13 protein-coding genes are annotated in these 14,618 nt (G+C 64.9%); 7 read left to right on the forward strand and 6 right to left on the reverse strand.

Translation table 11 applies throughout. The annotated features are described in order from the left end of the window. Positions 1-107 precede the first annotated feature (107 nt). Positions 108-704, forward strand: coding sequence for a DedA family protein (locus tag NO366_RS02150; RefSeq protein ID WP_256532669.1), 597 nt, complete (start codon positions 108-110; stop codon positions 702-704). 79 nt (positions 705-783) lie between these two features. On the opposite strand, the gene NO366_RS02155 is transcribed toward NO366_RS02150, so the two are convergent. Continuing rightward, positions 784-2,205, reverse strand: coding sequence for an aryl-sulfate sulfotransferase (locus NO366_RS02155; RefSeq protein WP_256532670.1), 1,422 nt, complete (start codon positions 2,203-2,205; stop codon positions 784-786). A 77-nt stretch (positions 2,206-2,282) separates the two neighbouring features. On the opposite strand from NO366_RS02155, the gene NO366_RS02160 reads away from it, so the two are divergent. Then, positions 2,283-3,203 carry an NAD-dependent epimerase/dehydratase family protein gene (locus NO366_RS02160; protein WP_256532671.1) on the forward strand — a complete coding sequence of 307 codons (921 nt, stop codon included), beginning with the start codon at positions 2,283-2,285 and terminating at the stop codon, positions 3,201-3,203. Positions 3,204-3,294: 91 nt separating this feature from the next. Here NO366_RS02160 and hisE read toward each other — a convergent pair whose 3' ends face one another. The 4 genes from hisE to NO366_RS02180 form a co-directional block, all read right to left on the reverse strand. Continuing rightward, positions 3,295-3,621 (reverse strand): phosphoribosyl-ATP diphosphatase, encoded by a 327-nt coding sequence (gene hisE / locus NO366_RS02165; RefSeq protein ID WP_256532672.1) that lies wholly within the window; start codon positions 3,619-3,621, stop codon positions 3,295-3,297. A 31-nt stretch (positions 3,622-3,652) separates the two neighbouring features. Then, the gene (locus NO366_RS02170; RefSeq protein WP_256532673.1) at positions 3,653-4,120 is read right to left on the reverse strand and encodes a bifunctional nuclease family protein; all 468 of its coding nucleotides are present in this window, start codon (positions 4,118-4,120) and stop codon (positions 3,653-3,655) included. A 59-nt stretch (positions 4,121-4,179) separates the two neighbouring features. After that, positions 4,180-4,872, reverse strand: a complete 693-nt coding sequence (pdxT, locus tag NO366_RS02175) for a pyridoxal 5'-phosphate synthase glutaminase subunit PdxT (protein WP_256532674.1) — start codon at positions 4,870-4,872, stop codon at positions 4,180-4,182. Positions 4,873-5,027: 155 nt separating this feature from the next. Next, complete coding sequence (locus NO366_RS02180) at positions 5,028-5,189, reverse strand: preprotein translocase subunit Sec61beta (RefSeq protein WP_256532675.1); 162 nt, start codon at positions 5,187-5,189, stop codon at positions 5,028-5,030. A 390-nt stretch (positions 5,190-5,579) separates the two neighbouring features. Here NO366_RS02180 and NO366_RS02185 point away from each other — a divergent pair, with 390 nt between their 5' ends. From NO366_RS02185 to NO366_RS02195, 3 genes are all read left to right on the forward strand, one after another. Then, positions 5,580-6,422, forward strand: a complete 843-nt coding sequence (locus NO366_RS02185) for a DUF8054 domain-containing protein (protein ID WP_256532676.1) — start codon at positions 5,580-5,582, stop codon at positions 6,420-6,422. 100 nt (positions 6,423-6,522) lie between these two features. Beyond that, on the forward strand, positions 6,523-7,770 hold the full coding sequence (locus NO366_RS02190) for an aminotransferase class V-fold PLP-dependent enzyme (protein WP_256532677.1): 1,248 nt from the start codon (positions 6,523-6,525) through the stop codon (positions 7,768-7,770). A gap of 667 nt (positions 7,771-8,437) precedes the next feature. Beyond that, complete coding sequence (locus NO366_RS02195) at positions 8,438-9,652, forward strand: Fic family protein (RefSeq protein WP_256532678.1); 1,215 nt, start codon at positions 8,438-8,440, stop codon at positions 9,650-9,652. A gap of 244 nt (positions 9,653-9,896) precedes the next feature. On the opposite strand, the gene NO366_RS02200 is transcribed toward NO366_RS02195, so the two are convergent. Then, positions 9,897-10,178 (reverse strand): hypothetical protein, encoded by a 282-nt coding sequence (locus NO366_RS02200; protein WP_256532679.1) that lies wholly within the window; start codon positions 10,176-10,178, stop codon positions 9,897-9,899. A 1,432-nt stretch (positions 10,179-11,610) separates the two neighbouring features. On the opposite strand from NO366_RS02200, the gene cas6 reads away from it, so the two are divergent. Beyond that, a complete protein-coding gene (gene cas6 / locus NO366_RS02205) occupies positions 11,611-12,438 on the forward strand; it encodes a CRISPR-associated endoribonuclease Cas6 (protein ID WP_382274350.1) in 828 nt (275 codons plus the stop codon). Next, positions 12,435-14,609 (forward strand): type I-B CRISPR-associated protein Cas8b/Csh1, encoded by a 2,175-nt coding sequence (gene cas8b / locus NO366_RS02210; RefSeq protein WP_256532681.1) that lies wholly within the window; start codon positions 12,435-12,437, stop codon positions 14,607-14,609. Before cas6 ends, cas8b begins: the two co-directional genes overlap by 4 nt. Positions 14,610-14,618: the final 9 nt, after the last annotated feature.

Genomic DNA, 14,618 nt, shown 5'->3' on the forward strand with positions numbered 1-14,618 from the left:
CTTACGGCGGGGGAACGCACGATAGCGCTCGTCGATCGTCGCCGTCGTACCACGAGGCGGCAGATACAGACCGACTATTTACTACCCGAAACGGTGGAGACGCGACCATGCAGCCGTCCGGATCGGTCGTCCCCGCGGTGCCTTCGTCGGGCTCGCTCGTCCTCGCGGTGCCTCCATCGAGCCCGGTCGTCCTCGCGGTCGACAGCACGCCCCCCTGGCTCGAGTCGGTACTCACCTCCGAGGGCGCGCTCGTCGTCTTCTTCTGCCTCTGCGTCCTCGAGGGAGCGATGCTGTTGCGGTTCATGCCGTCGGAACTGGTCGTCCCCGTCGCGCTCGCGCTGATCGGCTCGTCGCCGTCGGAGGTGCTCGCTATCGTGGCCCTCGCCGTCGTCGGGACGACGATCGGACAGACGGCGCTCTTTCTCGTCGTCCGCCACGCCGGGCGGGAGTACGTCCTCCGAAAACGGTGGGTGCCCATCTCCGAGTCGCGCCTCGACCGGTTCGACGGGTGGTTCGAGCGGTGGGGCGTCTTCGCGATTCCGGCGAGCAACACACTGCTGTTCGTCCGGGGCGTGCTCACCGTCCCCGCGGGCCTCTCGCGGATCGACTGGCGGACGTTCGTCACACTCTCGGCGCTCGGCTCGCTCTCGTTCCAGTCGATCCTCGCCACGCTCTACCTGCTCGGTGGCCACCTGCTCGCGTGAAGCGCGCGTCGAGACTCCCACACGATGGTGGGCGGGTACGCTCCTCGCTACGATGGCGTCGGCGGCGGTACGCTCCTCGTCAGTCGCCACGTCGATAGACCGGGGCACGGAATCGAACGCCGGCGTCGCGGAGTCGCCACCGGACCTCCGCGCCGAGCCAGGCCAGTCCGACGAGGATGGCGAGGGCGACGACTGCGAACTCGGTGCCATCCATCCAGACCGGCGTCGCGAAGAGGAGCGCGTTGTAGATCCGGTGTGGCAGGACCCACTCGACGAGGTCCTCGGCTCGCTGCGCCGGACCCGACAGGACCGACCCGCCGCCGTCGACGGCGTCGGTCGTCCGCGACTCGAGACCGAGGGACGCCGCGCTCCGGCCACCGGTGCTCTCCGCGCCGGTCTCCAGGCGTTCGGCCTCGTAGGGCAGCGTCGAGGGGACCTCCCAGACGATCTCGCCCGACGGATCCACCTCGATCACCCGCTGGCCGTGTGAGTCCGCGACGATCGTGTTCCCGTTCGGCAGGCGATCGGCGTCCCTGGGCCACTGGATCGTCTCGTCAGCCCACTGCCAGGTGCGAACCCACTCGCCGTCCTCGCGACCGAACTCCTGGACGCGGCCGTTCTCCGAGTCGGCGACGACGATCGCCGGACCGCCTCGCGACTCGGGGATGTAGTCCGGGTTGTGCTGTTCGTACTGGACGTCGTAGTCGTCCTCCGCGCCGAGCGTCCACTCGTCGACGAGCCCCGTCTCCGGGTCGAGGAAGACGACCTGGTCCTGGTTGCGCAGACTGGCCACGATGCGCCCGTCGTTCGGATCGCCCGGCGCGTCGACGTACTCGACGTCGTTTACGTGCGCCCAGTCGTCCGGGTAAGGACCGCCCTCCTCGACGGGGAACTCCGCCTGCGCATCCCAGAGCCACTCGACGAGTTCCGTCTCGGTGTTCACGACGAACACCTGGTCCGCGACGATGTCCGCGATCGCGACGTGGGTCTCGTTTATCCGCACGTGGTCGTGCCACTCGGCCGCGGTCTCCCTGTGATCGTACCGCGCGTAGATCACCTCGGGCTCGGGGTTCTCGGCCGCGAGATCGACGCGCTCGATCACGTTTCGCGTACACGGCGGGCTCCGACAGGTCGGTCCCCGCCGATGGAGCGTATCGGTCGCCGCGTACTCGATCGTCGTCGGATCGCTCGCGACCGGGTCGACGTCGAAGTACTTCGTTCGGGAGTTGTCGTAGTACCGGACGTCGCCGCCGGGATCGTAGACGGTGATCGTCCCGGCCCGTCCCGACTCGGTGACGACCGTGTGGTTCTCCGTGGGCGGCGCCCGCGGAACGTCCGCTCTCGTCGCCGTCGAGTGGCTCCCCGCGGCCGCGACGACGAGAACCGCGGCCGCGAGGATGATGACGGCACCGAACGCGATGCGAAGCCGATTTCGCGTGAGTCGCGACCGGAGGCCGAGCGGGCCGAACGGCCGACGATCCCGGTCTCGTGTGCGAGACACGACGGCCCACTCCACGACGGGCCCCATGAATATTGGCCTCGAAACGCCCTTATGATCCTCCCGCGAAGCCACCGTACATGCACGACGCTCGCGTTCTGGTCACCGGCGGTGCGGGGTTCATCGGCTCGAACCTCGCGAACGCCCTCGTGACCGACAACGAGGTCATCGCGCTCGACAACGGCTACCTCGGGACGGCCGACAACCTCGTGGACGACGTCGAGTTCGTCGAGGCCGACGTCCTCGACGACCAGCTGCCGACCGACGTCGACGTGGTCGTTCACCTGGCCGCCCTCTCGAGCCGACAGATGTTAGAAGAAAACCCCCGACAGGGTGCCCGCGTCAACGTCGAGGGGTTCGTCAACGTCGTCGAACAGGCGCTCGCCGACGGCTGCGAGACGTTCGTCTACGCCTCGACATCGTCGATCTACGGCTCCCGACGCGAGCCGTCGCCCGAAGACCTAGCCATCGAGGCGTCGACGGGCTACGACGCCTCCATGCTCGGTCGCGAACGCTACGCGGAGTACTACAGCAACTTCCACGACGACGTCACCCTCGCCGGGATGCGCTTCTTCTCGGTCTACCAGGGCTACGGCGGTGCGGAAGCGCACAAAGGCGAGTACGCGAACACCGTCTCGCAGTTCGCCGACGACGTCGCGAACGGCCGCTCGCCGGTCCTCTGGGGCGACGGGAGCCAGACGCGCGACTTCACGCACGTCTCCGACATCGTTCGTGGACTCGAACTCGCCGCCGATCACGACGCGGACGGCGTCTACAACCTCGGCACCGGCGACCCCTACTCGTTCAACGAGATGGTCGAGCTGATCAACGAGGCCCTGGGGACCGACGTCGAACCCGCGTACGAACCGGTGCCGATCGACAACTACGTCTACCACACCTGCGCCGACAGTTCCCGGTTCCGGGCCGAGACCGGCTGGGAGCCGGAGATCGACTTCGAGGACGGCGTCGAACGCGTCTGCGCGCCGTACCGGTCCGACTGACGAGGACCGTGCGGTTCGGTCGACCGGGGAGACACGGTCAGAAGAACGTTCGACGCGGCGAATCGACGACGGTCGATCGGTGCCGGCGGTCTCACCGGCGCGACTCGAGTTCCGCGAGCAGGGCCGACAGGTCGAGGTCGTTCATCGAGAGCAACACGAGCAGGTGATAGACCAGGTCGGCGGACTCGTAGGTGAGTTCGTCGAGGTCGTCGTCCTTGGCGGCGAGGACGACCTCCGTCGCCTCCTCGCCGATCTTCTCCAGGACGGCGTTCTCGCCCTTCTCGTGATCGAACAGCGACGCTGTGTAGGAGCCTTCGGGCCGGATCGCCTTCCGATCCTCGATGACGGCGAAGAGGTCGGCGAGGACCTGCGGGTCCGGCTCCGTCTCGGCCGCCGGACTCGACGCGTCGTCGGTCACGCCGACCCACCTCCGCGTTCGCGGCGACCGCTCACGCCGGCTCACCTCCCATCTCGCGGATGTCCGTGAGGTCCGCGTACGTCTCCGGCTCTTCGGCGCTTCGCTCGAAGACCGATTCGGCGATCTCGATCGGGACGGTCGTCCGCGCGGCGAGCGCCAGCGAGTCGCTGGGCCGGGCGTCGACGACGACGGTCTCGCGCGGCGTGGTCACGTGGAGGTCGGCAATGTAGGTCCCGGCGTCCTCGCCGCGCTCTGCCAGGTCGCTCACGACGACCCGTTCGACGCGCCCGCCGAGTTCCTCCATCACGTCTAGCAGGAGGTCGTGCGTGAGCGGCCGGCCGACGTCCGTCGCCTCCAGGCCGCGGGCGATGCTGGTCGCCTCCTCCATCCCGACGAAGATCGGGACGACGTCGCGCTCCCCCTCGACGCCGAGGACCACCACCGGGACCGGCCCCTGGGGCGTGCCCGCGAGGCGCACCCCGTCGATACTCGCGTCCATACCGGGGCGACGGGAGCAACGGAGAAAAACCCCCGCGAATTCCGTCGCGGGTTCGATCGTCAGGCGTCGTCCGACGTGGTGGCATCGGTGCGAGCGGCCTCGTCCGGGACAGTCGCATCGGTGGAAACGCCCTCACCCGACCCGGCGGAGACGGTGGGAGCGGCGTCCGCCTCGGAGCCGAAGAACGCGCGTTCGTGCAGTCGATCGTCGGCGGTGAGTTCCGGGTGGAAGGCGGTCCCGAGTATCGGCCCCTGTCGAACGGCGACGGGGCGGCCGTCGACGCGTGCGATGACCGCGGCGTCGCCGACGGCGTCGATCGCCGGCGCGCGGATGAAGACCGCCGGGAACGGTTCGTCGAGTCCGTCGACGTCGAGCGCCGCCTCGAAACTGTCCCGCTGGCGGCCGAACGCGTTCCGCTCGACGGTCACGTCGAGGAGTCCGAGTTCGTTCACGCGGTCGTCACCCGCGTCCTGAGAGACGAGTATCAACCCAGCACAGGTCGCGAACAGCGGTTTACCCGCGTCGACGTGGGCCCGTATCTCGTCGGCGAGGCCCTCCCGGTGGACGAACCGCGAGATGGTCGTCGACTCCCCGCCCGGTACCGCGAGGAGATCGCAGCCCGGGATCACACCCGAGTGACGAACCTCGCGAACCGTCACGTCGCGGCCACGGGCGGCGCACGCGCGTTCGATGGCCGCCGCGTGCTCGGCCACGTCGCCCTGGACGGCGACGACGCCTGCGGTCAGTGTCATACCCCGCCATTCGAACGGTGACGATAAAAACGACGCGACGGCCGTGCGAGCGGGTCGGCCCCTGCCATTCGAACGGAGGGGCCGACGTCCGGCTGGCCGACAATTCCACGGCCGGTACCCTGTCCGCGCACCGACCGCACCCCAACGCGAGCGACTCAGGCGATGAACGAGAGCAACTGGACGACGACGCCAAGCAGCACACCGAAGACGATGATGGTCTTCGGATCGATCCGAATCGCGTTGCTGTCCTCGGAGTCGAAGTAGCGGACGAGTCCGGCGCTGGACATCAGCCCGCCCGTGTTCTGTCCTTTGTCCATACGCCGGCTTGCGCACGCGGCGAACTAAACCTTTCGACCCGACGTCCCCTCTCGACACGAAGTTCGATCCCGTTCGACACGAGGGTCGATCGGTGCCGACGACGGACGGTCTGTCCTCGACCGATACCTGGCGCGGTGAGCGAGTCGTCGAACGCGACGAGCGGTGGGATGTGGCTCCCAGACCGCGAACCGAACAGTAGTGGAGTCTGCCTCGATAGTCGGGTTCGCACAGCCACGGCCCTCACGACCGCCCGGCGAACGAGTGCGACCGGTGCTGGTACCCCGACACCGGTACATCATCGCCGATAATAAATAAATTTATACACTTGTTCCGTATATCATAGTGAGAATATCGATGTGTTTTTGACTCGGTGCGTCGTGTATCGTGACATGAGTGCACACCTCGTCAGCATGGTCGATCGCATCAGACAGCCGGAGTACACCGGTGAGAACCGCTGTATCCCGTGTACCGCTGTCAACGTCGTGCTCGCGGTCGGGCTCGCCGCCCTCGTCGGCGTGGCCGTCGTGGTCGTCGCCGGGCCCGGTGCGGGAGTCGTCTCTGCCGGGGCCATCCTCGCGCTATCGCTGCTCGCCATCTACGTCAGAGGGTACCTCGTCCCCGGGACGCCGACACTCACCAAGCGGTACTTCCCGGATCGGGTCCTGGCGTGGTTCGACAAGGGCCCCGAACCGACGACGGCCGACGGGGCCGCCGGCGAGAAGCCGTTCGATCCGGAGCGAATCCTCGTCGAAGGCGGGGTGACCGTCCCCTGCGAGGACGGCGACGACCTCTGTCTCGCGGACGGATTGCGCGATCGATGGCGTGGGCACGTCCGGTCGGTCAGAGACGGCGATCGGACGACACAGGTGGCCGCGTTCGTCGAGCGAGAACCGGAGTCGATCACGCTCGACGATTCGGACGCGGATCGCATCGTCGTCACCGGAAGCGAGGGCGGCGCCGTCGCACACTGGGAATCGGAGGCCGCGCTGATCGCCGACCTGGCCGGCGCTCGACTTCTCGACGAGGAGATCGAGACGTGGTCCGATCGACCGCTCCACGAACGGGGCAAGGTCGTCGGCGGGCTCCGCGCGTTCCTCGAGACCTGTCCGGCCTGCGACGGTCGAATCTCGCTCGACGAAGAGACCGTCGACTCCTGCTGTCGATCCTACGAAGTCTACGCCGTCAGCTGCGACGACTGCGAGACGCGACTGCTGGAGGTATCCGCGGCATGACGGTGAGGTGGCCGTATCCAGGCACGGCCGGGTGCGCACCTGACGTCGAACCGGGTCGGTACCGAAGGAGTGTTTTCCATCGAACCCCTACGTGGTCTCAATGAGTCACCAGCGCGCCGAGCCACTGGACGTCGACGCCATCCGGGAGGCGTACCCGATCCTGGACCAGTCGTTCGACGGCAGTCCGCTCGTCTACCTCGACAGCGCCGCGACGACCCAGACGCCCGATCCAGTCGTCGACGCCATGTCCGACTACTACCGCGAGACGAACGCCAACGTCCACCGCGGGATCCACCACCTCAGCCAGAAGGCCTCGATCGCCTACGAGGAGGCCCACGACCGCGTCGCCGAGTTCGTCGGCGCGAGCGGCGGCCGCGAGGAGCTCGTCTTCACGAAGAACACCACCGAGAGCGAGAATCTCGTCGCCCACGCGTGGGGCCTGCGCGAACTCGGGCCGGGCGACGAGGTCGTCCTCACGGAGATGGAACACCACGCCTCGCTGGTCACCTGGCAACAGGTCGCCATGCGCGCGGGGGCGGACGTGAAGTACATTCGGGTCGACGAGAACGGCCGACTCGACATGGATCACGCCCGCGAGTGCATCACCGACGACACGGCGATGGTCTCGGCGGTCCACGTCTCGAACACGCTGGGGACGGTCAACCCGGTGAGCGAATTGGTCGACCTCGCGCACGAACACGACGCGCTGGCGCTCCTCGACGGCGCGCAGGCCGTGCCCACCCGCCCCGTCGACGTCGAGGAGATCGACGCGGACTTCTATGCCTTCTCCGGGCACAAGATGGCCGGCCCGACCGGCATCGGCGCACTCTACGGCAAGCGGGAACTGCTGGCCGACCTCGATCCGTACCTCTACGGCGGCGGCATGATCCGGTCGGTCACCTACGACGAGTCCACCTGGGGCGACGTCCCCTGGAAGTTCGAAGCCGGCACACCGCCGATCGCGGAGGGAATCGGCCTCGCCGCGGCCGTCGACTATCTGGAGGAGATCGGGATGGACCGCGTACAGGCCCACGAGGAGCGCCTGGCCGAGGCAGCCCACGAGAAACTCTCGGCGATCGACGGGCTGACGATCTACGGTCCCGAACCCGGCCCCGAGCGCGCGGGCCTCGTGAGCTTCACCTTAGAGAACGTCCACGCCCACGACCTCGCGTCGATCTGTAACGACCACGCGGTCGCCATCCGGGCGGGCGACCACTGCACCCAGCCGTTACACGACAAACTCGGCATCGCCGCGACGGCGCGCGCCTCGTTCTACGTCTACAACTCCGTCGACGAGATCGACCCACTCGTCGACGCCATCGAGGACGCACAGGCCCTGTTCGGCTGAGACGAGGCCGATCGGACCGACCCGTGTCACGCGATCACCGCGGCCACCGGCGTCGCACGGGTTCACCGTCGTCGATTCGGAGCCGGCCCGACGCCCCCACGTATAATTCACTACACCAATAGTAACCACAAATATTATTTGGGTGGCAGTGGATGGTGAAACGAGGCGGCATCCCACTGCGACGCCGGGTATCGACCGGTCGGCTACCCGGCGTCTCTCGGCGGAATACCATCGAGCGGCCGCGTTTCGACAGCGGCGGCGGTACTCGGACCGATGCGGCGCGGACGGATACGGGGCGGACGGGCGCTGGCGGGGTCCGGGCGACGTTCCGGGACGGTGGCCACCGTGTACGTCGAGTCGGACGAGAAGCGACTCGCTGCGGAGGATCGATTCGTTCCGGTGGTCACCATCACAGCCATCCCAGTGGACGAGACCAGTCGTTGGAGCCAACCTCTGACGTGGCGGCGGTTCGTTCAACGATACCCCCGAACGGGTGTACGAGCCGGTGGCCGGTTCAACCCGACCGTGAATGGCGGGACGGCTCGTTCAATGTTCTACCCCAAAAGGTTGAATGAGTGGGCGGTCGAGACCGGGCAGGCCTGAACGCGACCCGCCCTCGTTCAAGGTTTGGCGCTAAACCTTTACTGGTGGGGCGTCACTGACGACCATGGATCGGGACCAGTTCACCGAGGCGGCCCCGGGAACGCTGGTGACGACGACGGCGAACGGGTACGAAACGCCGTCGTTCGTTCCCGATTCGCTCGCGGACGTCGACGTGGACCAGGGCGAACTCGTCGCCGAGATCGGCCAGGCGATGCGAATGCTGGGTGCGCTCGACTATCTCGGGCCGAAGGCGGGTTCGCACACGATGATCATCGAGGCGTTCGCCCGGAAAGAAGCCATCTACTCGTCGCGGATCGAAGGGACGCAAGTCACCCTCTCGGACGTGTACCGGTACGAAGCCCAGCGAGCCATCGGCGAGGCGTCGGGCGATACGGAGGGTGCGCGCCAGGCGACGAACTACCTCGCGGCGCTCGAACTGGGCCTCGAGGCGATCGCCGACGACGAGCGGATCACCGTCGACACGCTCTGTGAGATGCAGGGCGTCCTCTTAGACGACGTTCGAAGCGAAGATCCCGCGCCCGGGTCGCTCAGACGGCGACAGAACTACCTGGCACCGTTCGAGAGCGCCGACATCAGACAGGCCACGTTCGTCCCGCCGCCGCCCGACGAGGTCACCGACCTGCTCGAACGGTTGCTCGCGTACACGAACGACCGGGCAGCGGTCCACTCCCTCGTGACGCTCGGGTTGATCCACTACCAGTTCGAGACGATCCACCCGTTTCGCGACGGCAACGGCCGACTGGGACGCCTGCTCGTCAGTCTCGAACTCCAGCGGGAGGGACTCCTCTCCGACCCGTACCTCTACCTCAGCGCGTACTTCAACGAGTACCGACGCGACTACACGGACCTCCTCACGCGCGTTCGAACCGACGGCGCCTGGGACGAGTGGCTCGGGTTCTTCATCCGCGGCATCTGGGAGCAGGCGCGAGAAGGCGTCCGTCGCGGGGAGGCCCTCCTCGACTTGCGACGCGAGTACGTCGAGCGCTACCAGTCGCACCGATCGGACTACATCCTCCCACTCACCCAGTCTCTCTTTTCGAACCCGTACATCACGCCCAAAGGCGCCACGCAGGCGTTCGAGTTCTCGCACACGACCGCCTACTCGCTCATCGAGACGCTCGAAGCCGACGGCGTCCTCACCCCAGTCGAGAGCGCCGGGCAACACCAGCTCTACCAGGCGAGCGAGATCTTCGCCCACCTCGAACGCCCGATCGCCGACCTCCCGACCGTCGACGGCGACGTCTCGAAGCGCCTGTAGCCGGGCCCGAGCGGGTCTGTGGCCGACCCACTGTGGACGGCAACCCCGAGTCACTCGACGAATCCGGGTTCACGATCGATCACCGCCCACGAAGCGGCGCCCGAGCGACGCAGGCGTGTAGACAGTCCATCCACTCCCGAACGCCGTCGTGCGAGCGCGTCGCCTCCGAAATATCGTGAATCCGTCTGTACGCGTGTACGACGGTCGCGAGCTGTCCGCGAAAACAGATCACTCACGCAGGTGCCTACGACGAGCCGGTCAGGTCGTTCACCTCCACGACCGAGAGCCGACAGCCGCACGGACCGACCCGCGCGTCCATCGGCCCGCAAATCGTGAGCACCGCGACCGGTCTGTCGCATCGCGGACACCGCGACAGCCCCGACGCCGTTCCGTCCCCGTCGACGCCCACCGGTCCGTCCCCGTCGACGCTCGACGCACCGTCGTCGCGCGCTTCGTCGCTGCGCGCGCCGTCGCCGGGCGCCTCACCACGACCGCCAGCGTCGCGACTCGACGATTGATCCGTCACGCCAGCACCCCACGACCCCCATCGTCGGTGACCGGTAGCGACGGACGAGTCGGACGCGTGGCTGGTGAGAACGGGCGGTTCGGGCGTCGTGCGAGGGGTTTATGTCTCGCGAGCGGGTACGGAATCATGGCTTCAGGTCTATCGCGATCGGAAGCCATCGTCTCGGGTGATGGCCCACCCGGGGCATTTCTGTCGCCTGCCCCCTGGCGTGTGGAGACGACGTGGCTTCCAGCCGGAGGTACGGATTAGTGTTACTTATATCTACCTAAGAGTTTGACGATTAATTATTCTGTGTGAGACGGCGATTTCACGACAGAGAGTGACAGTGGAGAGGGTGTGTCGTTGTGGGAAGATGCGTAGAACGGCGGTCTGGGGCGGATTGAATCGAACTCGTGGTGTGATGCGGGGAGCGCCAGATGGTGCGCGACGTTCGTCGACCCCCTGGGGGTGAGTACACTATTGCAGGTCGACGAAAACCTTGATGTAAAATCCCCCGAGAGAGGGCCATATGGCCCGAAATCGGCCATGGTTTCAGCAGGACCCTTGTGGGGTTGAAGCCGGGTCGTACTCTTCCATCCGGCCCGCGCCAACCTGGTTTCAGCAGGACCCTTGTGGGGTTGAAGCTCGGCGACGATCGCGCGCAGGACAGCCGCCCGGTTTCAGCAGGACCCTTGTGGGGTTGAAGCTCATTCCGCAGTTCCAGCGTGCCGTCGCCGGTGCGAGTTTCAGCAGGACCCTTGTGGGGTTGAAGCATCCCGAACTCGTTGATCAGCGCCTGGGCCTGGTTGTGTTTCAGCAGGACCCTTGTGGGGTTGAAGCGTGTTGTCCATCCGATCGAGTAGGAGGTGAGTTGTTTCAGCAGGACCTTTGTAGGGTTGAAGGGCAGCCGGTCAGGCGCGTGAGTTCCTGGCGAACGAGGTTTCAGCAGGACCTTTGTAGGGTTGAAGGGACGTCGACGCCGGGTCGACCGCTGTCGGGGCCGACGTTTCAGCAGGACCTTTGTAGGGTTGAAGGATCGAGGATTCCGGGGAGCGGACGGCATCGGCGATGTTTCAGCAGGACCTTTGTAGGGTTGAAGGTTTAATTCCATCTATATAGAAGGTGCGAAAGACTCGTTTCAGCAGGACCTTTGTAGGGTTGAAGCTGAAATCCGATGACGGCGTCGGCAGCGGTCTGGCGGTTCCAGAAGGACCTTTGTAGGGTTGAAGCTACGAACGTCGGTTGGTTGGGCTTGCATGATACCAGGTTTCAGCAGGACCATTATAGGGTTGAAGGCGCGAGCACGAGGCCAGCAAGTTCGACGTCGTCCTGGTTCAGCAGGACCCATAGTGGGCCACTCCTATTTATAAATGATGGGTAGATATAATATGTTCGAGCATAACCATTGGTGCGTGAGGAGAAGTAGCAATGTAAGTGGGGGCAAAGCCACCCGATGAGAATACTGGCTCGACTTCGTGCGCGTGCGGATTCCGTGTACGATTCGACGTATCACGACAAACTTCGTGGACGGATGTGGCGCGCGCTCGAAGGAACGACGTACGACGACCGTCACGACGAGCACCGTCCGACCGGGGTGTGTTTCTCGAACCCGTTTCCACCGGGAGATTTCGAGGAAGGGGACCAGCGGACACTTCTCGTCGCCTCTCCAGAACGCGACCTCCTCGGCGCAATTGCCAGCGATCTAGACGAACATCCCGAGCTCAATATCGGTGAAATGCCGTTCGAGGTCACGGATATTTCACTGCTCGCCCCGGACGTCGGAGAGCCTGGGACACGCGGCGTCCTGGAAACGGGAACGGGTGTCCTCGTTCGGATCCCCCCGGAGCGTTGCAAGGAGTACGGGATCGAAACCGACGGTGAAAACCCGACGTTCTGGAAACCCGAACACACGTTCGAACCGTTAAAAACACAACTCGAAAACAACCTCGATCAGAAGCACAGCCAGTTCTGTCCGGAGGGTCTCCCAGGCCCCAGCGATCGCTCTGGCGACCTCTTCGACAGCTACGAACTCATCAAAACGTTCGCGCTCCCGGTAACAGTGACCCAGGGCGTCGAAATGACGTACATCATGAGCAAGTGGCGCTTTGGATACGAGGTTCGAGACGACCACCACCGCCGCCACCTCAACCTCGCCCTCGATATCGGCGTCGGAGAGCGGAATATGCTCGGGTTCGGGTTCCTCAATATCGACGAAGACTCGGTCGTACCCGCCGGGCAAACATCGGGGGAGATGGCAGACCGTCGGAGGCAAGCTCGATGACTGGGCTGGACCGGGAGAAACTCGACCAGTACCTCCTCGACGGACCGATAACGTCGTTGCGACGAATCCAGACGCTCTACGGCGCTCTCGCCGAAGCGTCGAGCGGTGACCTGATCGGCGGCGACCCGGAATTTGGACTTTACTATACACCAGGCGAACTCGATGGGTTCACGACGTCAGATCCAAGTGAGGACAAGCGATACCTGATCACAGTTGAAGTAGACCTCACCGCCGATAATGTGACGACCGAGGACGTTACCATCGACGTGGACTTTCTGGAGCCGGAGACCGTCGGGAAACTCGGATTCGCCCGCTATCCGTGGGGCCGCGGTATCGACCACAGCATCACCCGCCGAGGGGCCAAGGGTGGCTCAGACGCCGATACTGCAGCCACATATTGTATCGACTGTCTGGAGCGCTGGACGAACGCTGACGGCCGGGAACCCGCTATCGGCGAGGTAGCAGAAACCCATCCCGACGGCTGGATCATTAAGCTTTTACAGGAACTCGGAGCGGATGAAGCCGTTCAGGAGACAATCGAGAACCAGCTCCAAGAGCGGTACACCGACGATGAGCGTGTCGTCGCCACGGTCTCACTTCGACTCGGCCCTGAAGACCTTGAGGAGCGGCCCAATGGCGATGAGCCAGGCTGGTTCTACCCGGGCGAGATCGGCGTTCTCAACGCGGGAATGAAAGCGCGGAAAGATGACAAACTGGCCTCCAAACAGGTGAGTACGCCGTCACGAGGTGAAAGCGCCTGTATGGTCACCGGCGATCGTTCAGAGGTGTTCGGCACCGCCGAAGATCCCCTCGCATTCTTCACACTCCAGCACGCCGAGAAGTTCGAAGGAGTACAACGAGAACAAGCCTGGCGCTCGCATCCGGTATCCTCCGACGCTGCGCTCCTGATCCAATCCGGTTCCTCACTCGTCGACGCATGTCGAACAACCCGGAACGGGCTCGGCGTCTACACGCTCCCGTACTTCGTCGACACGGACGAACGGGACGCGGAAGAACTCTACTACGCACTCGAACGACTCCAGGAGTTCGATGGTGACGACCAGCATCCGATGTTCTTCCTCGAAAAGACCATCGAGGAGGAGGCTGGGCGGGAAAAAGCCGACACCTTGCGCTTCTACGTCATCTCGTTACGAAACGACAGCGGCGATATCAACGTCATTCACGAGGTACCGGACGTCTCGCCGTACTGGCCTCGAACGATCGCGAGCGCACACCGAACCGTCCTCCACGAGTCGAGCGCATTCGGCCCAAGCGGGTTCGAGCGCGTCGAAAACTGGCAGCCGATCACGCCCCTTACCGAGGTTGACGACGTGGTAAATTCGATCGTCAGTGGTCGCTACGCGTGGGGAACCATGCCGAAAATGGCGGGTGACGACGGCGCGATGGCAGACGATCTCGCCGAGTGGCTCACCTACGCGCTGCTGACAGGTGCGGACATTCCCGTCGAGCGCTTGCTCGCTGGGTACGTCGAGCGAATCGAACAGGAGTATCGGGACGACGAGGAGGACCGACTACCGACCAATCACATCAAGACGCAGTTCGCCCAGCTCGAAGCGCTGGCGAGAGCCGGGTTGCTGACCGGTGACTCGGCGTCCGAAGGTCTGACGACGCCACCAAAAACAATGACCCAAGATGTTCCAACGAAGGCGGAAATCTCGGGTGACGACGATCTCACTCGTATTGCCGTCCGACGGTACAGACTCGAACAGTTCATCGAAGACAGGGAGTCGCTGGCCGAGAATGCCCACCGGGAAAGTGCGTTCCTGATCGGCGTCCTCGTCGGCATGGTGAGCCACCACCAGACGAGTACGAGGCAGATGAACCGGACGGTTGTCGATAAATACCCACCGACGCAGGTGACAATCGACCGCCTCGTCAGGGTCTGGCCGGAACTCGCCGAGAAGGACGACGTTTACGCGAAAGACGTAGACTGGGCAGGGGAGTCGCTCTTCCCGGAGGTCCTCGATATGAAGACGGATGACTTCGTACATCCTGGCGAGTGGGACCTGGCTCTCCAAGACGTCCGGTTCTTCTACGCCCTCGGCGTCACCTTCGGTAAGCGAGCCGATGCTCGGGCGCTCGATCTTCAGCAACGGATCGAATCCAAGGAGGCGGAACCGAACGACTCGGAGGCCGCGAATGTCGCATAGAACGTTCGA

The organism is Halovivax cerinus (assembly GCF_024498195.1).
GTDB classification, from domain to species: Archaea; Halobacteriota; Halobacteria; order Halobacteriales; family Natrialbaceae; genus Halovivax; species Halovivax cerinus.